This is a genomic window from Bacillus sp. FSL K6-1012 (assembly GCF_037964915.1).
GTDB lineage: Bacteria > Bacillota > Bacilli > Bacillales > Bacillaceae > Bacillus > Bacillus halotolerans.
Genome location: NZ_CP150175.1, coordinates 704,457 through 727,698, shown reverse-complemented (window position 1 = coordinate 727,698; position 23,242 = coordinate 704,457). Strand labels below are relative to the sequence as shown.

20 protein-coding genes and 2 riboswitches are annotated in these 23,242 nt (G+C 45.9%); of the genes, 2 read left to right on the top strand and 18 right to left on the bottom strand.

Annotated features, from left to right (window positions below; all coding sequences use genetic code 11):
- Positions 1 to 15 precede the first annotated feature (15 nt).
- From purF to mneS, 18 genes are all read right to left on the bottom strand, one after another.
- Positions 16 to 1,446, bottom strand: a complete 1,431-nt coding sequence (gene purF / locus NSS75_RS03800; RefSeq protein ID WP_024120445.1) for an amidophosphoribosyltransferase — start codon at positions 1,444 to 1,446, stop codon at positions 16 to 18.
- Positions 1,422 to 3,650 (bottom strand): phosphoribosylformylglycinamidine synthase subunit PurL, encoded by a 2,229-nt coding sequence (purL, locus tag NSS75_RS03795; RefSeq protein ID WP_095714333.1) that lies wholly within the window; start codon positions 3,648 to 3,650, stop codon positions 1,422 to 1,424. The genes purF and purL overlap by 25 nt, the downstream gene beginning before the upstream one ends.
- Positions 3,634 to 4,317 carry a phosphoribosylformylglycinamidine synthase subunit PurQ gene (purQ, locus tag NSS75_RS03790; RefSeq protein WP_339236018.1) on the bottom strand — a complete coding sequence of 228 codons (684 nt, stop codon included), beginning with the start codon at positions 4,315 to 4,317 and terminating at the stop codon, positions 3,634 to 3,636. Before purQ ends, purL begins: the two co-directional genes overlap by 17 nt.
- Positions 4,314 to 4,568 carry a phosphoribosylformylglycinamidine synthase subunit PurS gene (gene purS, locus NSS75_RS03785; protein ID WP_010333246.1) on the bottom strand — a complete coding sequence of 85 codons (255 nt, stop codon included), beginning with the start codon at positions 4,566 to 4,568 and terminating at the stop codon, positions 4,314 to 4,316. Before purS ends, purQ begins: the two co-directional genes overlap by 4 nt.
- Positions 4,561 to 5,286, bottom strand: a complete 726-nt coding sequence (gene purC, locus NSS75_RS03780) for a phosphoribosylaminoimidazolesuccinocarboxamide synthase (RefSeq protein ID WP_103672124.1) — start codon at positions 5,284 to 5,286, stop codon at positions 4,561 to 4,563. The genes purS and purC overlap by 8 nt, the downstream gene beginning before the upstream one ends.
- A 74-nt stretch (positions 5,287 to 5,360) precedes the next feature.
- Positions 5,361 to 6,656, bottom strand: a complete 1,296-nt coding sequence (gene purB / locus NSS75_RS03775; RefSeq protein WP_101861356.1) for an adenylosuccinate lyase — start codon at positions 6,654 to 6,656, stop codon at positions 5,361 to 5,363.
- The gene (purK, locus tag NSS75_RS03770) at positions 6,653 to 7,795 is read right to left on the bottom strand and encodes a 5-(carboxyamino)imidazole ribonucleotide synthase (protein WP_101863701.1); all 1,143 of its coding nucleotides are present in this window, start codon (positions 7,793 to 7,795) and stop codon (positions 6,653 to 6,655) included. Before purK ends, purB begins: the two co-directional genes overlap by 4 nt.
- Positions 7,788 to 8,276: a 5-(carboxyamino)imidazole ribonucleotide mutase gene (gene purE / locus NSS75_RS03765; RefSeq protein ID WP_024120439.1), complete on the bottom strand. Its 489-nt coding sequence runs from the start codon at positions 8,274 to 8,276 to the stop codon at positions 7,788 to 7,790. Before purE ends, purK begins: the two co-directional genes overlap by 8 nt.
- Positions 8,277 to 8,416: 140 nt before the next feature.
- Positions 8,417 to 8,518, bottom strand: a riboswitch (purine riboswitch).
- A 79-nt stretch (positions 8,519 to 8,597) separates the two neighbouring features.
- Positions 8,598 to 8,795 (bottom strand): NETI motif-containing protein, encoded by a 198-nt coding sequence (locus NSS75_RS03760; protein ID WP_044152785.1) that lies wholly within the window; start codon positions 8,793 to 8,795, stop codon positions 8,598 to 8,600.
- On the bottom strand, positions 8,795 to 9,349 hold the full coding sequence (locus tag NSS75_RS03755) for a DUF5698 domain-containing protein (RefSeq protein WP_339236013.1): 555 nt from the start codon (positions 9,347 to 9,349) through the stop codon (positions 8,795 to 8,797). Before NSS75_RS03755 ends, NSS75_RS03760 begins: the two co-directional genes overlap by 1 nt.
- A gap of 214 nt (positions 9,350 to 9,563) precedes the next feature.
- Complete coding sequence (locus NSS75_RS03750; protein WP_010333239.1) at positions 9,564 to 9,731, bottom strand: Fur-regulated basic protein FbpA; 168 nt, start codon at positions 9,729 to 9,731, stop codon at positions 9,564 to 9,566.
- Positions 9,732 to 9,860: 129 nt separating this feature from the next.
- A complete protein-coding gene (locus NSS75_RS03745; protein ID WP_024120436.1) occupies positions 9,861 to 10,658 on the bottom strand; it encodes a hypothetical protein in 798 nt (265 codons plus the stop codon).
- 215 nt (positions 10,659 to 10,873) lie between these two features.
- A complete protein-coding gene (gene pbuG / locus NSS75_RS03740) occupies positions 10,874 to 12,196 on the bottom strand; it encodes a hypoxanthine/guanine permease PbuG (RefSeq protein WP_024120435.1) in 1,323 nt (440 codons plus the stop codon).
- Positions 12,197 to 12,331: 135 nt separating this feature from the next.
- Positions 12,332 to 12,433, bottom strand: a riboswitch (purine riboswitch).
- A 142-nt stretch (positions 12,434 to 12,575) separates the two neighbouring features.
- Positions 12,576 to 14,117, bottom strand: coding sequence for a glutamine-hydrolyzing GMP synthase (gene guaA, locus NSS75_RS03735; protein ID WP_038954159.1), 1,542 nt, complete (start codon positions 14,115 to 14,117; stop codon positions 12,576 to 12,578).
- A gap of 161 nt (positions 14,118 to 14,278) precedes the next feature.
- On the bottom strand, positions 14,279 to 16,483 hold the full coding sequence (locus NSS75_RS03730; protein WP_339236008.1) for a DUF4129 domain-containing transglutaminase family protein: 2,205 nt from the start codon (positions 16,481 to 16,483) through the stop codon (positions 14,279 to 14,281).
- A gap of 20 nt (positions 16,484 to 16,503) precedes the next feature.
- Positions 16,504 to 17,700, bottom strand: coding sequence for a DUF58 domain-containing protein (locus NSS75_RS03725; protein ID WP_101861360.1), 1,197 nt, complete (start codon positions 17,698 to 17,700; stop codon positions 16,504 to 16,506).
- Positions 17,700 to 18,662 carry a MoxR family ATPase gene (locus NSS75_RS03720; RefSeq protein WP_024120431.1) on the bottom strand — a complete coding sequence of 321 codons (963 nt, stop codon included), beginning with the start codon at positions 18,660 to 18,662 and terminating at the stop codon, positions 17,700 to 17,702. The genes NSS75_RS03725 and NSS75_RS03720 overlap by 1 nt, the downstream gene beginning before the upstream one ends.
- A gap of 159 nt (positions 18,663 to 18,821) precedes the next feature.
- Positions 18,822 to 19,694 (bottom strand): manganese transporter MneS, encoded by an 873-nt coding sequence (gene mneS / locus NSS75_RS03715; protein WP_024120430.1) that lies wholly within the window; start codon positions 19,692 to 19,694, stop codon positions 18,822 to 18,824.
- A 412-nt stretch (positions 19,695 to 20,106) separates the two neighbouring features.
- Here mneS and gabP point away from each other — a divergent pair, with 412 nt between their 5' ends.
- Together gabP and cotA are read left to right on the top strand one after the other, a co-directional pair.
- Complete coding sequence (gabP, locus tag NSS75_RS03710; protein WP_059293380.1) at positions 20,107 to 21,516, top strand: GABA permease; 1,410 nt, start codon at positions 20,107 to 20,109, stop codon at positions 21,514 to 21,516.
- Between the two features lie 86 nt (positions 21,517 to 21,602).
- A complete protein-coding gene (gene cotA, locus NSS75_RS03705; RefSeq protein ID WP_339236003.1) occupies positions 21,603 to 23,144 on the top strand; it encodes an outer spore coat copper-dependent laccase CotA in 1,542 nt (513 codons plus the stop codon).
- The last annotated feature ends 98 nt before the right edge of the window (positions 23,145 to 23,242 follow it).

Here is a 23,242-nt window from a genome sequence, read left to right as displayed (position 1 = left end):
TGTCATTTTCAAGTTTTATTTGGTTAACACCGCTTCTTTTACATGAGGAAGCACAGTGTCCTGATAAATTTCAGTCGGATATTTCCCTGTAAAGCAAGCAAGACATTGCCCGCAATTCGAGTCTTCGTATTTTCTGCCGATTCCTTTCAGCAGCCCTTCGACACTCAAAAATGAGAGAGTGTCGGCTCCGATTTCCTGACGGATTTCTTCAACCGAGTGAGAAGACGCGATCAGCTCTTCATGTGTGGACGTATCAATGCCGTAAAAGCACGGATGAGCGATCGGCGGCGAACTGATTTTCACATGCACTTCTGTCGCACCCGCTTCTCTGAGCATTGTTACGATCCGGCGGCTTGTTGTTCCGCGCACGATGGAGTCATCCACCATAACGACGCGTTTCCCTTCTACAACACCGCGCACCGCAGAAAGCTTCATTCTGACGCCCTGCTCACGAAGAGCCTGAGACGGCTGAATAAACGTTCTGCCCACATAACGGTTTTTGATTAATCCAAGCTCGTACGGGATGCCCGTTGCTTCCGCGTAGCCGATAGCCGCTGAAATACTGGAATCCGGAACCCCTGTCACGACATCAGCTTCAACCGCTGATTCCTGAGCGAGCATTTTTCCAAGGCTTTTACGCGCACTGTGCACGTTAATGCCGTCAATATTGCTGTCAGGTCTTGAGAAATAAATGTACTCCATGCTGCAAATAGAACGGTTGATATTCATGGAGAAACGCTCTGATTTCATGCCATCATCATTGATAATCAGCATTTCTCCCGGCTCCACCTCGCGAAGGTACGTCGCACCGACGACATCAAATGCGCATGTTTCTGAAGCGACGACATAAGCGTCTCCCATCATGCCGATTGACAGCGGTCTAAGCCCGTTCGGGTCAAGCGCTACGATCATTTCTGTTTCAGTCATGATCAGGAACGCGTAGGCGCCTTTCAGCATAGAAAGCGAGTTTTTAATCTGATCCTTCAGCGTGAAGTGGCCGCTTCTTTTGATCAGGTGAGCCAAAACCTCTGTATCCGAAGAAGTCTGAAAGATGCTCCCTTGATTTTCAAGCTGCTGCTTCAGCTGAGTGGCATTCACCAAGTTTCCGTTATGGGCAAGCGCCAGGCTGCCGTTGTTTTGAGAGCGGAAGAGGAGCGGCTGAACATTTTCATATCCGCCGCCGCCAGCCGTTGCGTACCGAACGTGTCCGATTGCGCCTTTCCCCTTTACTTTGCTGAGCTCACCGTTTTGAAATACTTCAGTGATCAGCCCTTGGCCTTTATGCGCCGTCAGCTTTTCACCGTCAGTCGCCACAATGCCCGCGCCCTCCTGTCCTCTGTGCTGGAGGCTGTGAAGGCCGTAATACGTGATTTGCGGGGCTTCTTCATGCCCCCAAATCCCAAAAACGCCGCATTCTTCATTTAAGCCTTTGATTTCAGCAAGCATGGGATAGCTCCTTTCCACGCGCGTTCAAGCTCTTTTGTCTGCGCGTGAATCAATTGTTGTCCGTCTTGGTTTTGAACGCTCAGAAGTCCGTCAGCTGTTACCTCACCGATATGAACCGCATCTTGTACAGCTGCTTCAAACGCTGCTTGATGTTCTTTTTTCACAGAAACGACGAAGCGGGATTGAGATTCAGAGAATAATAACGCTGCTTCCCCTTCAACAGTCACGTTAGCGCCAAGGTTTTCCGTCGTCATGACACTTTCAGCAATCGCTACGCCTAAGCCGCCTTCAGATACATCGTGCGCTGATTGAACAAAGCCTTGTTTAATCGCGTCAAGCAGTGCCTTTTGGCGTGCCTGTTCTACATCTAGATCGATTTGCGGCGCTTTGCCGTAAATGCGGCCTTCTGTCATTTTTTGCAGCTCGCTTCCGGCAAACTCAGGTTTTGTTTCGCCGATGACGTACACGAGGTCGCCCGCTTGTTTGAAATACTGCGTTGTGATGTGTGCTGTATCTTCAATTAAACCGACCATGCCGATCACAGGTGTCGGGTAGATCGCCGTGCCGTTTGATTCGTTGTAAAGCGATACGTTTCCGCCGATCACAGGTGTGCTGAGAACGTTGCACGCCTCACTGATGCCGTCAGCCGCTTTTTCAATCTGCCAGAAGATTTCCGGTTTCTCCGGGTTTCCAAAGTTCAGGTTATCTGTAACCGCAAGCGGTTCTGCACCTGAGCAAACGATGTTGCGCGCCGCTTCAGCGACAGCGATTTTTCCGCCGACCTCTGGATCAAGGTAGAGATAACGGGCGTTACAGTCAGTTGTCATCGCCAGCGCCTTTTTCGTTCCGCGGATTCTGAGAACACCCGCATCAGACCCAGGAGCGACAACTGTATTCGTCCGCACCATGTAGTCATACTGGTCGTAAACCCACTCTTTGCTTGCGATCGTCGGCTGCTGCAGGAGCGCCTTCAGTGTTTCATTCGCATCGTCAATTTGAGGAGCCGGGACATCCGTCTCTAAAAATTCACGGTAGTAAGCAGGCTCTTGAGAAGGCTTGTGATAAACCGGCGCCTCTTCTGCCAAGGCATCAACAGGGAGCTCGCATACAACCTCACCTTTATGTGTCAGGCGCAGCAGTTTATCATCTGTTACACGTCCGACAGAAACCGCTTCAAGATCATACTTGTCAAAAATATCGATGATTTCCTGCTCACGTCCGCGCTCGATAACAAGCAGCATCCGTTCCTGTGATTCAGAAAGCATCATTTCATAAGCAGTCATGCCTGTTTCACGCTGCGGAATCAAGTCAAGGTTCATTTCAATGCCTGAACCCGCTTTACTTGCCATTTCCGCGCTTGAGCTGGTCAGACCGGCAGCTCCCATGTCCTGAATGCCGACTAGGGCGTCACATTGAATGACTTCCAGACATGCTTCAAGCAAAAGCTTCTCCATAAACGGATCGCCGACTTGAACCGCGGAGCGCTTTTCTTCAGAAGCATCAGACATTTCTTCAGATGCAAACGTAGCGCCGTGAATTCCGTCACGCCCTGTTTTAGCGCCGACGTACATGACCGTGTTGCCGACACCCTTTGCCTGGCCTTTTTTGATGTCTTCATGATTGATTAATCCGACGCACATTGCGTTGACAAGCGGATTCCCTTCATAACTGCTGTCAAATTGCACTTCGCCGCCGACTGTCGGGATACCGATGCAGTTCCCGTATCCGGCGATACCTGCTACTACTTCTTCAAACAAGTACTTCACGCGCGGTGAAGTCAGTTCACCAAATCGAAGAGAGTTTAATACAGCGATAGGACGCGCACCCATAGAAAAGACATCACGGATTATGCCGCCTACGCCAGTCGCAGCGCCTTGGTACGGTTCGATGGCTGATGGATGGTTATGCGATTCAATTTTGAACACAACCGCTTGGTTGTCACCGATATCAACGATTCCGGCGCCTTCACCCGGACCTTGCAGCACGCGTTCGCCGCTCGTCGGGAATTTACGCAAAATCGGCTTTGAGTTCTTGTAGCTGCAATGCTCTGACCACATGACAGAAAAAATTCCGATTTCTGTGTAGTTCGGCAATCTGCCAAGAATGGATTCAATCAATGCAAACTCATCATCACTGACACCCATTTGCTGATAGATTTTCTCTTCTTTAATTTGTTCTTTACTTGGTTCAAGCAGTAGTGACATGAGTTTCCCTCCAATTTTTCACGATAGACTGAAACAATTTAAGACCGTCGGCGCTTCCAAGCAGTTCATCGACCGCGCGCTCCGGATGAGGCATCATGCCTAATACATTTCCTTTTTCATTTACAACACCGGCAATGTCGCTGACACTTCCGTTAATATCGGAACCGTATGTGAAAGCAATTTGATTGTTTTCTTTTAATGAAGCTAGCGTTTCGTCATCACAGTAGAAATTCCCTTCACCGTGGGCAACCGGAATCGTAATCGCTTGGCCCTTTTCATAGGAAGAGGTGAATAATGTTTCGTCGTTCTGCACGATTAATTCAACCGGACGGCAAATGAACTTCAAGTCTTTGTTGCGTCTCATTGCACCTGGCAGAAGGCCAAGCTCCTGTAAAATCTGAAATCCGTTGCAGACGCCGAGAACAGGTTTTCCTTCAGACGCTGCCTGTTTTACAGCTGGCATTATATTCGCAAAACGGGCGATGGCGCCGCATCTCAAGTAATCTCCGTAAGAAAAACCTCCCGGGATTAACACCCCTTCAAAGCCGTCAAGGCTTGTTTCCTCGTGCCAGACGTATTCCACATCATGACCGAGTTCATCCTTTACAGCGTGAAACATATCGATATCACAGTTAGAGCCAGGTAACACAATCACCGCAAATTTCACTGTGCGACTACCTCCTCAACCTCGTATCTGTAATCTTCAATCACTGTATTCGCAAGAAGTTTTTCGCACATTTCTTTGACTAGCACGTCAAGATCACGGTCAGACTTTTCGATTGTTAGCTCCATGTATTTCCCGATGCGCACGTCGGCAACTTCCTTGTAAGACATACTGTGCAAGGCATGCTGGACAGCGCTCCCTTGTGGATCCAGTACACTTTCTTTTAAGCTGACATAAACTTTTACTTTATACATGATGAATGCCTCCCAGTCTATTGAAAATCTCTTCGTATGCGTCGGTTAAGCTTCCCAGATTGCGTCTGAATAAATCTTTGTCCAGCTTTTCGTTCGTGTCTTTATCCCACAAGCGGCATGTGTCAGGTGAAATTTCATCCGCCAAAAGCACTTTCCCGTCTGCATCTAAACCGAATTCAAGCTTGAAATCTATTAATCTGACGTGACAATCGTCAAAAATGCTTTGAAGCTCTTCATTTACTGTTTTTGTAATGGACTTAATGGTTTCTACCTGTTCAGGAGTCGCCGCTTTCAGCAGCCAAATATGATCTTCTGTGATGATCGGATCACCCAGCGCGTCATCCTTGTAGTAAAACTCGATAATCGGCTGTTCAAGCTTCGTGCCTTCTGGAATGCCGAGACGTTTGGACATGCTTCCTGCCACCACATTTCTGACAACGACTTCCAGCGGCACAATCGTTACCTTTTTAATGAGCTGCTCTGTTTCCGAAATGCGCTCGATAAAGTGGTTGTTAACCCCTTTTTCGTGAAGGTGTTTGAAAATCAGGCTTGAGATCTCATTGTTTAAGCGCCCTTTGCCGCTGATTTCCGCCTTTTTTTCTCCGTTAAAGGCAGTTGCAGAATCTTTATACACCACATACAGCGTGTTTTCGTCGTCGGTTTTGTAAATCTTTTTCGCTTTTCCTTCATATAAAAGTTCATTCTTCACAATATTCACGGAAGGCCTCCTAACCCGAATGTTGGGAATTTTCAAACTAAGGCGGCACGGAAGAAGCCGCCTAAAAGCTTCTTCTATGCTAAACCTAAACGTTCAAAGATCAGATCCACATTTTTCAGATGGTAATGATAATCAAAGCAGTCAGCAATTTTTTCCGGAGAAAGACGGGAAGTGATTTTCTCTTCCGCTTCCACAAGTTCACGGAACGGTACTTGCTTTTCCCATGCCTCCATTGCTTTCGGCTGCACTGTGTCATAAGCTTCTTCACGAGTCAGGCCTGTGTCAATCAATGCCAGCAGCACGCGCTGAGAGTAGATCAGCCCCAATGTACGGTCCATGTTGCGCTTCATGTTTTCCGGGAAGACCGTTAAGTTCTTCACGATGTTGGAGAAGCGGTTCAGCATGTAATTCAGCCCAATTGTCGCATCCGGAAGAATAATCCGCTCCGCTGAAGAATGAGAAATATCGCGCTCATGCCATAATGGAACATTTTCGTAAGCTGTCATCATGTAGCCGCGAATGACACGCGCTATACCTGTCATGTTTTCAGAACCGATCGGATTCCGTTTATGCGGCATAGCTGATGAACCTTTTTGCCCTTTCGCAAAAAATTCCTCGACCTCGCGTGTTTCACTCTTTTGCAGTCCGCGAATTTCAACCGCGAATTTCTCAATGCTTGTCGCAATCAAAGCAAGTGTCGCCATATAATCAGCATGGCGGTCACGCTGAAGCGTTTGTGTTGAAATCGGTGCGGCTTTCAGGCCGAGTTTCTCACAAACATACTGCTCTACAAACGGATCAATGTTCGCATATGTGCCGACAGCACCGGAAATCTTACCAACCTCGATGCCTTCCTTCGCTTGTTTAAAGCGTTCCAGGTTGCGTTTCATTTCTTCGTGCCAAAGCGCCAGTTTTAAACCAAATGTTGTAGGCTCTGCGTGTACGCCGTGTGTACGGCCCATCATGACGGTGTATTTATGTTCTTTCGCTTTTTCTTTTATAATGTCAACAAATCTCTCAAGGTCCTTGAGCAGAATGTCATTTGCCTGTTTTAATAAGTAAGAAAGAGCGGTATCTACGACGTCAGTTGACGTTAAGCCGTAATGCACCCATTTTCTTTCTTCGCCCAGTGATTCGGATACAGCGCGCGTAAAAGCAACTACGTCATGGCGCGTGTCCTGTTCGATTTCTAATATGCGGTTGATATCAAATGACGCATTTTCGCGCATCAGCTTTACGTCTTCTTTTGGAATAACGCCAAGCTCCGCCCACGCTTCACAGGCAAGAATTTCAACCTCTAACCATGCTTGAAATCTGTTTTCATCCGTCCAAATCGCGGACATTTCAGGTCTTGAATAACGTTCGATCATTCTGCTTGTCCTCCGTCTCTATTTCTCCATTTATTTGTGATCTCCTGAATCCATTCGTCTTCAGGCTGCTTCATAAAAGTAATATGCCCCATTTTGCGGCCTTTTTTGATTTCATGTTTTCCGTATACATAAAGCTTTGCTTCTTTTAAAAGCTCTGGCTCTTCCTCTGGGATCTTCACTTCATCGCCGAGAAGATTCACCATCATGCCAGGCTTCAGCAGCTCCGTTTTTCCAAGCGGAAGGCCGCAGACCGCTCTGATATGCTGTTCAAACTGGCTTGTTTCGCAAAGATCCAGCGTGTAATGTCCTGAATTGTGCGGTCTTGGCGCCAGTTCATTAACCAAAAGCTCATCGCCCTCTGTCAGGAACATTTCAACAGCAAGCGGTCCGACAAGGTTCAGCTCATCTGCGAGCTTAACGGCCAGCTCAGCAGCCTTTTCCTGAATCCTTTCTTCAACCCGTGCAGGCACGATGCTTTGGAACAGAATATTATTGTGGTGAATGTTTTCTGCTGCCGGGAACGTCGAAATCTCTCCGTTTACCGATCTGACAACAATCACGGACAGTTCCATTTTAAAAGAAACCCAGCTTTCGAGAATGCAGGTTCCGTGCTCTAAAAGAGCTGAAGCCTCTTCTATTTGTGACGTTTCCTTGATGACAAATTGGCCTTTGCCGTCATATCCGCCGCGGCATGTTTTCAGCACTGCGGGAAGCCCCAGCGACTGAACCGCCTCTTTCAGCTCATCCTTTGTTTTGACGATGCGGTAAGGTGCAACTTCACAGCCTGCGGATTGAATCGCTTTTTTCTCTGTTTCACGGTTTTGGGTAATGAGCAGCAGCTCACTTCCTTGCGGGAGATACGCATGACCTTTCAGCCAATGCAGCGCATCATAATCGATGTTTTCAAACTCATACGTGATAATATCGCTGATCTCAGCCAATTTCCGAATCGCTTCGCGGTCGTTGTATGAAGCGGTGATTTCAATATCCGCCACCTGCCCGCACGGCGAGTCTTTTACCGGATCGACGACCGCGACTTTATACCCCATTTGTTTTGCGGAGACAGCCATCATTTTTCCAAGCTGTCCGCCGCCGATAATGCCGATGACGGCTCCCGGATAGATGATTTGATTAGACAAGCTGATCACTGCTTTCTAACACTGTTTGTTTTGTATTTTCTCTTCTTTCATCTAACTTTCTGGCCAGATCCTCGTCAAAAGCTGACAAAATTTGCGCCGCTAACAGACCTGCGTTCACAGCGCCCGCTTTTCCGATGGCTGTTGTGGCAACCGGCACGCCTCCAGGCATTTGCACGATGGAAAGAAGTGAATCGAGTCCGTTCAGCGCCTTGGATTGAACCGGAACACCGATGACCGGCAGCGTCGTTTTAGCAGCTGTCATCCCCGGCAGGTGCGCCGCTCCTCCAGCACCGGCGATAATCACCTTGATGCCTCTTTCTCTGGCTGTTTCAGCGTACTCAAACATGAAATCAGGCGTCCGGTGAGCGGAAACCACCTTCTTTTCGTACGGCACTTCAAGTTCTTCAAGTATGTCGCATGCGTTTTTCATTGTCTCCCAATCGGAAGTGCTTCCCATGATGATTCCTACTAGCGGCTGCATTCTGTTCCCACCTTCTAATGCTTTAGTTTTCAGAAAATAAAAAATACCCGGCTTTGTATTGACTTATGAGGAAGCAATACAAACCGGGCATGGTGCATGTATCGGCAGTCGTTCGCTTCTGCGATATATCCATGTCAGTTTTATCGATCACTTTCCTGCATAGTCCGGCAATTTACGGTTGCCGGGTAGAAACTTATGGGCCATATTCCCAAGATTATATGAGGTCGTGTTTTGATTTCATGTTTATCTTAACAACGGACATGAATAATGTCAACGACATTATCGAACGATATAAAAATTCATTCTGCTAATGTTCGTGTTTTAGATCAATTTCCCTTCAAATACGATTTTTTTTCCGCACGGAACGATCTGAATTGACCCATTTTCCATCTTTTCCTTGAAAATCGGCTCTTCCATTCGACGTACAGGCATATATCCTTCTTCTTTCATTTGCTGAAGCACTGCTTCTATCGTTTGCTGTTCTGTCACTTCAAACTTTTTCTTCTTCGGCTTTGCCATTATTCTTTAATTCTCCTCTTCTTCACCGCTTTGACCCAGAAGCCGCCGTGGATCGTTTTTGGTTCATACGCAATAATAAAAGCTTTCGAATCAAGCATTTTAATCGTATCATACAGCTGCAGCTCATATCTTCTCGGCGTCAAAATCTGCAGGGCCGTGCGGTCGCCTTCAAGCCCGCCGGCCACCCAATTCGTTACGCCGTAGCCTTTTTCACGAAGCTGCCTAGGAAGATCGAGGTCAAGCTCTTTTGTAATCACATTGACCATAATATAGCCAAGCGCCAGTTTTTCTTCGATTTTCATGCCGACAATAACGCCCAAACCATAGCCGAGTGCGTACGCAATCACGTTTTGAATCTGGTCTAAGTTATCAAGCACAAGGCTCAGCCCTGTCACATAAACCAGAATTTCAATGGTGCTGATTCCGGCCGCTAAATACCGCTGGCCTTTCAGTGTTAAAATCATTCTTATCGTAAAAAATGATACATAAACAACATTGATAATCAGAATAATGAGAACCATTGCTAATCCGTTTGATAATAAGGTTTGCATCATTTTATAAAACCTCCTTACTCATTCAACTTACGTAAAGCATTCATATTCTACTAGAGAAATGAACCCTTTACAATCAGCTATGGCCGTCATCGCAGGCAAAATTTTTCGACACACTCTCTTCATCACTCAGCAATAGTTTACCCTCTTTCTGTCCTTTTCAAAATCCAAACAAAAAAGCCTGCTTTTCAGCAGACTCATTTTTCTTTATCTATTGTCACATCTCTTTTTTCATTTTCCGAAGGGACTCATATTCTTTCTCAAGTTCACTCAGCGTATAATCAGCGAGCTGTTCCCCTCTTCCGCGATAAAATTCTGAGAGCATTAATTTGGTTTTTAAAAATTCCTTCTTTTGATAAATCGCCTGACGAAGTAAATGGGCCATGTCCATCATCCTCCACCGCATTTTCCTCATCATACACGGATTAATCCTACAATTCAACTGTGTTTTTTAGATATATTTGTAAAAACTGTGACATCAAAAAAACCGGCCTTTTCAGCCGGTTTTTTTACATTAAAGCGGGATAAGCGATGCCGTAAAATATTCAGAAATAAACGGCCAAGTCACTGCCGCAAACAGCAGCGCAACTGCTAAAACAGCAAACACACAATAGATATAGTCAATCGGTGCCTCGCTTGCCGCCTGATACAGACGCTGTACATACAACGCCATCATAAAGAAGATCGAAAACAGCATTAACACTGTAAAAAGGACAGTCAGCATCGGTACATTCACAATCGCAAATATCATCCAAATGATTGAAACGGCGATCACCGGAACAAGCAATGAGCCAAAACCAGCCGCAGCTTCCTTGAATGATACCTTTTGCTTCATCATATACCGAGACACGGCCCATATCGAGAAGACCATAACAGCAAAAAAGACGAGCATATACACAAGAACAACAAAAAATCCGTCATAAAACGCGTGATGGCGCTCTCCAAAACCAAGCGGCCTGTTCCAGCTCGCCTTTAACTGAAACCAGTTTCCGATTGAAAAAACGATACTGAATATGAGCATTGAAATAAGACCATATTTATAATGAGAGAAACCATCTGCCACAACAGTTTTCGCCGGAGACTTTAATATTGAAAAAGCAAAGCCGCAATATCTGTTAATGGCTGCCCAAACAGAGGATAGCTTTTCTTTCACAGACGATTCTACGCGTTCCTTATGTTGTTTCTGCTTTTGCTTCTGCTTTTGCTTGCTTTGGCGGCTGGCTTTTCTGGACATCCGCGAAAGCGGCTCTTCATCTATTCCTTCATTCTGGTTAACTTCTTCTTCAAACGTTTCTTTTCTTTCTTCCGTCATGTTAGCAACTCCTATCAAAAATATACGGCGGAATACCATTCAGTAAGAAAATAAAACACTTATATAAGGTACCGAAGCCTTCCTGAACAGTCAAGTCATTTCCATTTAAGTAAACAATGGCGGCACATCTACATGACGGTATATGATATGAAATGGTTTTGCCTTTCGCAACAAAATAAAAAACCAGCCGCAACATCGCAGCTGGTTTTCATTCATTATTTCAAGAAAATAAAGTAAAGAATAAATACAACAAACAGTCCGTACATGATCGGATGAACCTCTTTGGCTTTTCCTTTGCACACCATTGTAATCGGATAGAAAATAAATCCGATGGCAATCCCGGTCGCAATGCTGTACGTTAACGGCATCATGATCATTGTAAGGAAAGCGGGAACCGCCACTTCGAACTTATCCCAAGCGATTTTGCCAAGCGGCGCTACCATTAGTGCACCGACAATGATCAGTGCCGGAGCTGTTACATTTGACGTAACGACTGATAGAAGCGGCGAGAAAAACATAGCGAGTAAAAAGAGAAACCCAGTTACAATTGCCGCAAATCCGGAACGAGCGCCCGCAGCAACACCCGAGCTTGATTCCACATAAGACGTTGTCGTAGACGTCCCAAGCACGGAGCCGATAACGATGGAAGTTGAGTCAGCTAAAAGCGCACGGCCCGCACGCGGCAATTTGTTTTCCTTCATTAAACCAGCCTGTGTTGCCACAGCAACCAGTGTACCAGCCGTATCAAAAAATCCGACAAACAAGAATGTTAAAATGACGATCAGCATTTGCACAGAGAAAATATCCGGCAAGTGAATCCAAGCTTGTCCAAAGGTCGATTCCAGGCTCGGCACACTTCCGACGATTTGAGACGGAACCGGAACCAAACCGAAAATCATCCCGGCAATCGCCGTTAACAGCATCCCGATAAACACGCCAGCGTTGACGCGAAGCACCATCAAAATAACCGTTACGATGACACCGAAAATCGTTAACAGCACAGGACCGCTGTGAATGTTTCCGATTGTGACAAGGGTTGAAGGATTCGATGCAATGATTCCTGAGCCCTGCAAGCCGACAAATGTAATAAATAGGCCAATCCCCGCTCCGACTGCCAATTTCAGCTCAGGCGGAATGGCGTTAATGATTTTTTCACGAAAACCTGTTAAAGAAAGAGCAACAAAGATAAGTCCTGAAATGAAAACACCAGACAAAGCGGCCTGCCAGGAAATCCCCATACCGAGAACGACAGAAAACGCAAAAAACGCGTTCAGCCCCATACCGGGCGCAATGGCAATCGGATATCTCGCAATCAATCCCATTAAGATACAGCCTGCTGCAGACGCCAAAGCTGTCGCCGTAAAGACCGCGCCTTGATCTATTCTCAATGCTTCCGGAAAATCTTTTACACTTTCCAAAGCAAGCGTAATCGGATTGACGAACAGGATATACGCCATGGATAAAAAGGTCGTTAATCCGCCGATGATTTCGTTGCGATAGCTGGTACCCAGCTCATCAAACTGAAAAAACTTTTTCAAGCTATATGACTCCCTTCACTCTTTGCTATTTATCCTGCCCTGAAATCGCCAAATAAAAAACGCCCCAATACATTTTGGGACGCTTGACTACAGACGGATTTCAGTTTGAATAAATAAACGTGTTTTATTTATATCAAACGAAAGAAATGTTTACGTAGTCAAGCCATTTACGGTAGCTTGGTAGAAACTTGCGAGCCATATCCCCGCGATTATACGAATTCATCTTATTTGATTTCTGTGTCTATTGTACCAACTTCGATTTGAAAAAACAATATAAAAAACGAACAATAGTCGGTTAAAAATCGATTTTGTTCGTAATAAACAAAAAAACCATCTTCTCGGCATAATTGCCAAAGAAAATGGTTTTCGCTAATTTTACTTATTCCCACTCAATCGTCGCAGGCGGCTTACTTGTAATATCGTACACCACGCGGTTGATATGCTTTACTTCGTTTACGATACGTGTAGAAATGACTTCAAGCACATCCCACGGGATACGCGCCCAGTCAGAAGTCATGCCGTCAATTGATGTAACGGCGCGAATTCCGATTGTGTAATCATATGTTCTCGCGTCACCCATAACACCAACGCTGCGGATGTCCGGAAGAACAGTGAAGTATTGCCAGATATCACGCTCTAAACCATGATTAGCAACTTCTTCACGCAAAATCGCATCTGATTCACGAACGATTTCTAGTTTTTCTTCTGTTACTTCGCCAAGAACGCGGATTCCGAGTCCCGGTCCTGGGAACGGCTGGCGCCACACGATTTCATCCGGAATGCCGAGCTCTGTGCCAAGCGCGCGCACTTCGTCTTTGAAAAGCGTGTTTAACGGCTCGATCAGCTCAAACTGCATGTCTTCAGGAAGCCCGCCGACATTGTGGTGAGATTTGATCGTTTGCGCCGTTGCTGTACCGCTCTCGATGATATCTGTGTAAAGCGTACCTTGTGCAAGGTAGTCGATGCCTTTGAGCTTGTCCGCTTCATCATCGAATACGTAAATGAATTCATTACCGATGATTTTGCGTTTTTGCTCAGGATCAGAAACGCCTTTTAATTTATCTAAGAATCGATCTTGTGCGTCTACTTTAATCACGTTCATGTTAAAGCCTTCGCTGAATGTTTTCATAACACCCTCAGCTTCGCCTTTACGGAGAAGACCATGGTCTACAAAGATACAAGTCAGCTGGTCGCCGATCGCTTTATGAATCAAAACAGCAACAACAGAGGAATCAACGCCGCCGCTTAGCGCGCAAAGAACCTGTTTGTCTCCGACCGTTTCACGGATTTTTTGCATTTCGATTTCGATAAAGTTCTCCATTGACCATTCGCCTTCGCATTCGCAAACGCCGAATACAAAGTTTTTCAGAAGGTCATTGCCGTATTCAGAATGGCGCACTTCCGGGTGGAACTGAACGCCGTACCATTTTTTATCCGCTTTGCTCATCGCTGAGTTCGGGCAGTGATGGCTCGTCGCATCAACAGTGAAACCTTCAGGCACTTCTACAACCAAGTCACCGTGGCTCATCCAAACCACTTGTTCATTCGGAAGATCTTTGAACAAATCAGGTGTTCCTTCGATGTGGATGTTCGCTTTACCGTATTCACGCTGGCTGGCAGCTTCTACTTTACCTCCAAGGTAATGAGTCATCAGCTGCATGCCGTAGCAAATTCCCAATACAGGAACATCTAATTCGAAGATTTTCTCGTCACAGCGGAAAGAGCCTTCATCATATACACTGTTCGGACCGCCGGATAAAATAATTCCTTTTGGATTCATTTCTTTAATTTCTTCAGCCGTCAATGTATGCGGATGCAGCTCACTGTATACACCAAATTCACGGATGCGGCGTGTAATCAGCTGATTGTACTGACTGCCGAAATCAAGGACAAGAATCATTTCATTCACTAACTTTGTCATGGTTGTCACCTAATCTCCTCTAAGTTTTTTGACACAGAAAAAAACGAGGACAGATATGAAACACGCTCCGCCCTCTTTGGCAAGGCCGTTTGCCGGAGTCAGGCAACTCGCTCCCAGACTCCGATAATATTCACTAATTCTAACAACACGTCGATAAGCGGTCAAGACCATCTTCTTTTAATTAAATTTTCCCATAACTCTCTAGATTCATTCCAAAGCTTTGCCGAATCGTCATTTCTGTACAGCACCCGTTCATAGTTTGCTGTCAGCTTTAACATGTCTTCAGAATGATATGTTTCGTTGATTCGTTTTGCATACTCCCGCAGCGTTTCGCTGTCACGTTTAGGCAGGCCTCTTCTTTTCATCTGTTTCAGGAGCGCGCCGTATGCCTCAAAAAACACATGCTGATCACTGCGGTGCTTCAATTTTCTCACTGTGAAAACAGGAAGCCATAACGAACGGAAAACATAAAGCAAAAACGCTGTCAAAAGAACCGCAGCCATGGCGGCATACCAGCCTGCTCCAACGCTTGCATGCGCAGACGGCGTTTTTTTGGAAACGGCAGGCTCACGTTTTTCCTTTTGTTTTTGCTCTTTCTCCGGCTGTTTTCTCTTTTCTTTCTGTTCCTCTTTTGCTTTCTCAGGCGAACTGCTGCTTTCGCTGCCGGAATCCTTTGTATCGGAGGAAGCAAACTCAGCCGGATTTATGAACCCTTTTGTCGGCTCAAAAGTGACCCATCCCTGCTCTGGAAAATACACCTCTACCCAGGAATGGGCGTTGTTATTTGTCACTTCATAGATGCTGCCGTTTTTGTTCCCCGCTTCTTTATATTCACCAGACGTATATCCTTTTACCCAGCGTGCCGGAATGCCGGCCGAACGCAGGAGCACCACCATCGAGGACGAAAAGTTATCACAATAGCCCATCTTTGTTTCAAACAGAAATTGATCCACATAATCTTCATCATCTTTAGGGATGGTGACGTTTTCTGTTTCATAGGTGAACTCGTTTGATCCTAAATAGTCCTCAACAGCTTTGACCTTATCAAACATATTATCGTGATCCTGAGTCAGCTTGATCGCTAGCGTTCTCACCCGCTCAGGCAGAGTATCCGGCAGCTGCATATAGCGGTCGCTGAATGTGTACTCCTCACTGTTTTGTCTCACTTTCACCTTTTTCAGCTCATCCTGTTTATAGACCGGGGAGTTGTACGTCACTGTATAACTGCCCATGTTCCGAATATCACCGGTCTGCTCACTGATCGGAGAAATTTGTTCAGTGTTCCCGTTCATTTCAAGCGAGACAGCCTGCTTAGGCTTAATACTTTGCGCACCAATCGGATACATTACATGGTTATATCCGTAACGCTCATCGACCTTCACGCGTACAGTGTTCTGCTCTGTGGAAACCTTATGATCAAACCACAGATTTTCAACGTTGCCTCCGCTAAGCTGATACGACATGCCCGTGTCTGTTTCAATCCAGCCTTTTCCCGTATACGTATCCTTTGTTTCCACGCGGAAATATGTGCGCTCTTTTCCCTGCCACATGAAAACAGGGGTAGCGTCCTGCTGAAACGGACCGCCGAGCGATTCATCGTGATTCCCGTATCCGATTTTGCTTTCTCCTGCCGGCACACGATCATGATTGGTGACTTTTTTGAGAAAAGGAACGGGATCCGGCCAATTCGGATCTGATTTCGGCGCGGCAAGCCCAAATCCCACCGCGGCCAAAATCAGCACAGACAGGGGGAGAAACCATTTCAGAACAGCCGCTTTCGGTAACGTTATTCGTTCCATCAGCTTAATGCGTTCCAAATACAGAAGGCCCAGCATAAAGAAGCCAATCAGCACGATACGGATAACAGCGTAAGCGGCGTCATAAGGCGTAAATGTATCAAGAATCGTAATATACGCCACTGTCATCATAAAGAAAAATAAGATCCTCCTCTGGTAAATCACCCAGTAATGAAGGAGATAGACCAGCAGCCACAGCAGCACAAAAAACAGCAGGGTCCGAAAAGAAGGAATCATATTATCCCATTGTCCTGTCTGAATAAACGTGATATTCAAATAGACATCCTGTAAAAAAGAGCTGACCCAGCTTAAGTCAAAAATAGACCCTTGGTAAAACAGAATATGTATCGAAATGAATGTAAATAAGACACAAAAAGGAACGGTGACAAACCACCTCATCCTGAAAAAAGTCAGCAGAAACGTCAAGCCGATAAAGACAATAAAAAAGCCTGTATGCTTCGTGTCTGTAAAATGGTCCAGCGGCCTGAGCCACTCCCACAGCAATAAAAAAGCCAGAAAATAAAATAACAGCAAGCTCAAACGGCTTCCCTTCTGGTCATCAAGCGGCATGTACACCGTCACCTCTCTTTCTAAACAACACGCGAAGCTCGGCCGCCTCTCATGATTTGAACTCTGATTTGGTGTTTCAGCATGCGTTCGATCATCATATGCTCACCTTGGGAAAGATCGGCGTCTTTCTCTTTTGCCAGTATAATGGTAACCGGACCGATCCCTGCTTCTGACGTTTTCATCAAATCCTCCGTGATCTGTCCCGTGACAATCACTTTATCAGCCTGGCGAACAGACGGCTTCCCAAGCTCCTCAGCCGCAAAACGGCTTACGCGGTCAGCAGCATCACAATCACAAACGGCTAAGTGATGGAGCATGTGTTTAAAATGCCGCTCTCCCTCCTGAATCGGAAAAATAGACCTTTCCTTTCCGACTGAAGCCAGACCTGCTCCTGCGCCATTTTTCAAAACAGAATGAAGAATCGAAGCTGTCACGGAAACGACCTCTTCGAATGCGTCAGAGCTAAAACGGTCCATCAGAAGAAACAGGTTTTTGCTTCTCGACGGTTCAAATTCCTTCGTCATCAGCTGGCTCCGTCTCGCCGAAGTCTTCCAGTCTAACGCCGCAAAACGGTCACCCGGCTGATAGTTCCTTACACTCGCTGCGACAGAAGAATGGTGCTGATGAACAGGTGATGCCCCGCTTACGCCATCTTCCTGATATCGCTCATTCAGCTGATATTGAAGAGGCTGAAAGAACGGGTAAACAAACACCGCATCGTCTGCCCCATAAAACGCCGTTTTTTCAATCAGTCCGAGGACATCCCCGGTCCGCACCCTGACGGCATGAAAATGATGCTCTCCACGCGGTACTGGCGTTATTTGATATGACATCGTGATGCTCCGTTTGAACCACGGGAATACCAGCTGTTTGGCCAAAGCTTCATCTCCGTTTAATGGCTCTAACCCTGACGGCAGACAATCTTCAATTACCATATACATCAGGGGAAACGGCAGTTTTCTTTTAAGCGTAATCGAAGCTTCCAGCCTGTCTCCCGCATGCAATTGCGTTTTGACGATATGCCGCGACACCTGAAAGGAGCGGAGCGGGTACATCGCCAGCAGCCCGGCGTATACAACAAAAGGGAGACATGCATAAAACAAAAACCAGCTGACAAAGCCGCCCTGAAACATTGCATAAGAGAAAACAGCACCCGTCAATAACGTTAATACGAGCAGTTTCCACCCGTACATCAACCATTGAAATTTCTTTTTCATCAGCGGACCGACGACCTTTGAACCGGAACTTTCACGCCAGACATGATCTCCCGTATGATTGTTTCTGCCTGGATCCCTTCAAATTTTGCTTCCGGCTGCAGGAGCATCCGGTGCGGCAGTGTATAAGGGGCAAGATATTGAATATCATCCGGAATGACATAATCGCGGTCATGAAGCAGCGCAAATGCCTGGGCCGCTTTCATAAGAGCGATGGATCCGCGCGGACTGACGCCTAAGTGAACAGAGGCATGCTGTCTCGTCTTTTGCACGATTTCGACAATATATTCCTTCATGCTGTCATCAGCACGGACATCCTGCACTTCTCTCTGCAGGCGGATGAAATCTTCTTTTGAAATCACAGGCTCGAGTGTCTCAATCGGATGGCTTTTTTCCTGAAGAGATAAGACATCCAATTCCTCTTCAAAGGACGGATAGCCCATGCGAAGTTTAAATAAAAAACGGTCAAGCTGGGCTTCCGGCAAAGGATATGTCCCTTCATATTCCACAGGGTTTTGCGTTGCCATAACAAAAAATGGAGCGGCAAGCGGCATTGTGTTGCCATCTACCGTGACGCTTCCCTCTTCCATCGCTTCAAGCAAGGCAGACTGTGTTTTAGGGGATGTTCGGTTGATTTCGTCAGCCAGCACGATATTCCCCATAATCGGGCCCGGCCGGTATTCGAACTCCATTGTTTTCGCATTATAAATAGAAACACCCGTTACATCGGAGGGCAGCAAATCCGGTGTGAATTGAATTCGTTTAAAATCTGCGCCGATCGATTTCGCCAGAGCGCGAACCATCATCGTTTTCCCTACGCCCGGCACATCCTCAAGCAGCACATGTCCTTTGGCAAGAATAGCTGCTAAGCTGAGTTTTGCGATGTCCCGTTTTCCAACCATTACTTTATCAATATGTTCAACTGCTTTTCCCAGCAAAGGATGCAGGTCTTCTTGGTATGACATTCTCTTCCTCCTAGTCATCTACAAAAATCATCATATAGTAACCTAACTTTACCACAAAAAACGACCTGTATAAAAAAACGATTCTAGCAAATTACTGCCAATACATACAGAGCATTCAAACAAAAAAGCCTCCCATGACAGGAAGCTCTCATTACCCAGTTATTTGTTTTGCAAAGGCTCCATATGAACATGCGAATAATCAATCGCATGCTCCTCCTTCATTCTCCGCTCAATTTCATTCGCAATATCATGGCTTTCTGTAATATTTAACTCTGATGACACTTCAACCACTACATCTACGTGCACAGAGCTGCCCAAATATCTCGCCTTGATGTCTTTTAACCGGCTGACACCGGAGATTTTTTCGATCGTCTGTTTATAATCGGACATGTCCTTTACGTCAAAGCCATCAGTCAATGAATGCGATGATTCCTTAAAAATATCCCATGCCGTTTTGCAAATGAGAAGGCCGATGACAAATGCAGTCACCGTATCAATCCATGCAAGATGGAATTGCGCGGCCAAAATACCGATAAACGTGCCGACACTGACGAATGCGTCCGATTTATTATCAGCCGCCGCCGCAAGCAGCGCTTGGCTGTTCACCTTTTTGGCAAGCCTTTTGTTGTACTGATAGACAATCAGCATCATGACTGCCCCGCCTGCAGCCGTCCAAGCCGCAATCATATCCGGTGTTTCTTCTTTCACAGAAAAAATAGATTCACCGGCGCTGAAAAGCACTTGCAGGCCGACAACCATCATAATAAACGATGCGATAAGTGATGCAATTGTTTCCGCCCGAAAGTGGCCGTATGGATGATCTTCGTCAGGAGGCTTTTGAGAGATGCGGAGACCGATCAGCACAGCAACAGAAGCAATAATGTCTGTTGTGTTATTTAGCCCGTCTGCCGTAAGAGCTTCCGAGTGAAATACATAGCCGATGATCAGCTTAATCGCGGACAGCACAAGATACGCGGCAATACTGACCAGCGCCCCGGATTCTCCCTTTTTCAGTTCATCATATCTCTCCATAAAAAACCTCCTCTCCGCTCATGTTTTCCTATCATTATGATACAAAGCTGACCCGCAGTGGGTCTATAGAAACATGATTCACTCACCACAGAAAAATAGTGACGATAGAACAATTTTTACTCAATGCAAATTATTTTCATTTATAAAAAGTGTTTCAAATCCAATGATACCAATACTTCTAGCCATCCAACACTTTTTCAAAAATATAACAAATCAAAAAAACGGGTAATTGACGGAAAATTTTTTCTTTTATTTCGAACATATTCACTCCCAAAACAGCAAACAAAACCCTACAAATTTGAAATAAACTGTTATATTTTCTGACATAAATTTTCGACAAAATGTATATTTATGTTACAGTTTCAATTATCATAATATTCAGTAACAACTCTAATTTTCAAGGAGGTAACATATGAACCAGTCTCAATCAGGATTAAAAAAAGAATTAAAGACCCGACATATGACGATGATTTCTATCGCCGGCGTCATCGGAGCCGGATTATTTGTTGGCAGCGGTTCAGTCATTCACTCGACCGGGCCCGGTGCCATTGTCTCTTATGCATTAGCCGGATTATTGGTCATCTTTATCATGCGAATGCTTGGTGAAATGTCGGCTGTAAATCCGACAAGCGGATCATTCTCCCAATACGCTCATGACGCTATCGGACCGTGGGCAGGATTTGCAATCGGCTGGCTCTACTGGTTTTTCTGGGTTATTGTTATCGCTATTGAAGCAATCGCGGGAGCAGGCATTATCCAATACTGGTTCCACGATATTCCGCTGTGGATGACGAGCTTAATTTTGACGATTTTACTCACACTGACAAACATCTACTCTGTTAAATCATTTGGTGAGTTTGAATATTGGTTCTCCCTCATTAAAGTTGTTACAATCATCGCATTCTTAATCGTTGGTTTTGCATTTATTTTTGGCTTCGCCCCAGGCAGTGATCCAGTCGGTTTCGCAAATATCACGGGCCAAGGCGGATTTTTCCCGGAAGGCATAGGCTCTGTATTACTCGGAATTGTTGTCGTGATCTTCTCCTTTATGGGAACGGAAATTGTTGCGATTGCTGCCGGTGAAACATCAAACCCGGTCCAATCCGTAACCAAAGCGACTCGATCCGTTGTATGGCGCATCATTGTCTTTTACGTTGGTTCAATCGCCGTTGTCGTTGCGCTTCTGCCTTGGAACTCAGCGAATATTTTAGAAAGCCCTTTCGTCGCTGTTCTCGAACATATTGGAGTGCCGGCAGCCGCGCAAATTATGAACTTTATCGTCCTCACAGCTGTACTTTCTTGCCTGAATTCAGGTTTGTACACCACATCCAGAATGCTGTATTCACTCGCAGAAAGAAACGAAGCGCCGCGCCGCTTTATGAAACTGAGCAAAAAAGGAGTTCCCGTACAAGCAATTGTCGCCGGAACATTTTTCTCTTATATCGCGGTCGTAATGAATTACTTTTCACCTGACACCGTCTTTTTATTTTTAGTCAACTCATCAGGCGCAATCGCCCTGCTCGTTTATCTTGTTATCGCTGTTTCCCAGCTGAGAATGAGAAAAAGCCTCGAAAAAACAAACCCGGAAGCATTGAAAATCAAGATGTGGTTCTTCCCGTTCTTAACCTACCTGACCATTATTGCCATCTGCGGTATTTTAGTATCCATGGCATTTATTGAATCTATGAGAGATGAACTGCTGCTGACAGGCTTTATCACAGGCATTGTATTGCTTTCTTATCTTGTGTTCAGAAAACGCAAGGTGACTGAAAAAGCATCAGCCAAACCGGTCACTCAGCAGCAGCCCGATATCCTGCCTTAACGGCAGGATTTTTTTGTCACCTTCACGTCCTTAATGTCATTAACTATAGTACCAATTAGGGAATATTTAGATAAGGACAGATGAAAATGACACTTGAAAAATTTGCGGATGCTCTCCCAATCCCAGATACACTAAAGCCGGTACAGCAGTCAAAAGATAGCACATACTACGAAGTAACCATGGAGGAATGCTACCATCAGCTTCACCGCGATCTCCCTCCAACCCGCTTGTGGGGCTATAACGGTTTATTCCCCGGTCCCACCATTAAGGCCAAAAGAAATGAAAACGTTTATGTGAAATGGATGAATAACCTTCCTTCAGAGCATTTTCTTCCGATTGATCACACCATTCATCACAGTGACAGCCAGCATGCCGAACCCGAGGTGAAAACCGTCGTTCATTTACACGGCGGCGTCACTCCAGATGACAGCGACGGTTATCCTGAGGCCTGGTTTTCTAAAGACTTTGAACAAACAGGCCCTTATTTTAAACAAGAGGTTTACCATTATCCAAATCAGCAGCGCGGAGCTATTTTATGGTATCACGATCATGCTATGGCGCTCACGAGGCTGAATGTGTATGCCGGGCTCATCGGTGCTTATATCATCCATGAACCAAAGGAAAAACGCCTGAAGCTCCCATCAGGTGAATACGATGTGCCGCTTTTGATCACGGACCGTACGATTAATGAAGATGGCTCTTTATTTTATCCGAGCGGACCGGAAAACCCTTCACCGTCACTGCCTAATCCGTCAATCGTTCCAGCCTTTTGCGGAGATACAATTCTCGTCAACGGGAAGGCATGGCCATACATGGAGGTCGAACCGAGAAAATACCGCTTCCGCGTCATCAATGCCTCTAATACGAGAACATATAACCTGTCACTTGATAATGGCGGAGAATTTATCCAGATCGGTTCTGACGGCGGACTTTTGCCGCGCTCCGTCAAGCTAAACTCTTTCAGTATCGCGCCAGCTGAGCGCTTTGATATCCTCATTGACTTCGCCGCGTTTGAAGGACAATCGATTATTTTAGCAAACAGCGAGGGCTGCGGCGGCGACGTTAATCCGGAAACAGACGCAAACATCATGCAATTCAGAGTCACAAAACCGTTAGCCCAAAAAGACGAAAGCAGAAAGCCAAAATACCTGGCATCTTACCCTTCAGTACAGCACGAAAGAATACAAAACCTCCGAACATTGAAGCTGGCAGGAACTCAAGATCAATACGGCAGACCCGTTCTTCTTCTTAACAACAAACGCTGGCACGATCCTGTCACTGAAGCACCGAAAGCCGGTTCTACCGAAATATGGTCGATCATCAATCCGACACGCGGAACACATCCCATCCATCTTCATTTGGTCTCCTTCCGTGTATTGGACCGGCGCCCATTTGATACAGCCCGTTTTGAAGAGCGCGGAGAACTGGCCTACACCGGACCCGCCGTTCCGCCGCCACCAAGTGAAAAAGGCTGGAAAGACACGGTTCAGTCCCACGCCGGTGAAGTCCTGAGAATCGCCGTAACATTCGGGCCATACACTGGGCGGTACGTATGGCATTGCCACATTCTTGAGCATGAAGACTATGACATGATGAGACCGATGGATGTGATTGACCCCCATAAATAAGGCCCAAAAAACTTGCCTGCTGCAGGCAGGTTTTTTTATCTATGAAACTTTTTTCTTCCATAAATCGTATAACTTAGAAACAGCGAAGAAAGGAGCGG

Excerpts from the sequence above, each read along its gene's own strand:
- purF (WP_024120445.1), bottom strand. The coding sequence starts at position 1,446 with ATGCTTGCTGAAATCAAAGGCTTAAATGAAGAATGCGGCGTTTTTGGG.
- purL (WP_095714333.1), bottom strand. The coding sequence starts at position 3,650 with ATGTCACTACTGCTTGAACCAAGTAAAGAACAAATTAAAGAAGAGAAA.
- purS (WP_010333246.1), bottom strand. The coding sequence starts at position 4,568 with ATGTATAAAGTAAAAGTTTATGTCAGCTTAAAAGAAAGTGTACTGGAT.
- purB (WP_101861356.1), bottom strand. The coding sequence starts at position 6,656 with ATGATCGAACGTTATTCAAGACCTGAAATGTCCGCGATTTGGACGGAT.
- purE (WP_024120439.1), bottom strand. The coding sequence starts at position 8,276 with ATGCAGCCGCTAGTAGGAATCATCATGGGAAGCACTTCCGATTGGGAG.
- NSS75_RS03760 (WP_044152785.1), bottom strand. The coding sequence starts at position 8,795 with ATGGCAAAGCCGAAGAAGAAAAAGTTTGAAGTGACAGAACAGCAAACG.
- NSS75_RS03755 (WP_339236013.1), bottom strand. The coding sequence starts at position 9,349 with ATGATGCAAACCTTATTATCAAACGGATTAGCAATGGTTCTCATTATT.
- NSS75_RS03750 (WP_010333239.1), bottom strand. The coding sequence starts at position 9,731 with ATGGCCCATTTACTTCGTCAGGCGATTTATCAAAAGAAGGAATTTTTA.
- NSS75_RS03745 (WP_024120436.1), bottom strand. The coding sequence starts at position 10,658 with ATGACGGAAGAAAGAAAAGAAACGTTTGAAGAAGAAGTTAACCAGAAT.
- guaA (WP_038954159.1), bottom strand. The coding sequence starts at position 14,117 with ATGACAAAGTTAGTGAATGAAATGATTCTTGTCCTTGATTTCGGCAGT.
- NSS75_RS03730 (WP_339236008.1), bottom strand. The coding sequence starts at position 16,483 with ATGCCGCTTGATGACCAGAAGGGAAGCCGTTTGAGCTTGCTGTTATTT.
- NSS75_RS03725 (WP_101861360.1), bottom strand. The coding sequence starts at position 17,700 with ATGAAAAAGAAATTTCAATGGTTGATGTACGGGTGGAAACTGCTCGTA.
- NSS75_RS03720 (WP_024120431.1), bottom strand. The coding sequence starts at position 18,662 with ATGTCATACCAAGAAGACCTGCATCCTTTGCTGGGAAAAGCAGTTGAA.
- mneS (WP_024120430.1), bottom strand. The coding sequence starts at position 19,694 with ATGGAGAGATATGATGAACTGAAAAAGGGAGAATCCGGGGCGCTGGTC.
- gabP (WP_059293380.1), top strand. The coding sequence starts at position 20,107 with ATGAACCAGTCTCAATCAGGATTAAAAAAAGAATTAAAGACCCGACAT.
- cotA (WP_339236003.1), top strand. The coding sequence starts at position 21,603 with ATGACACTTGAAAAATTTGCGGATGCTCTCCCAATCCCAGATACACTA.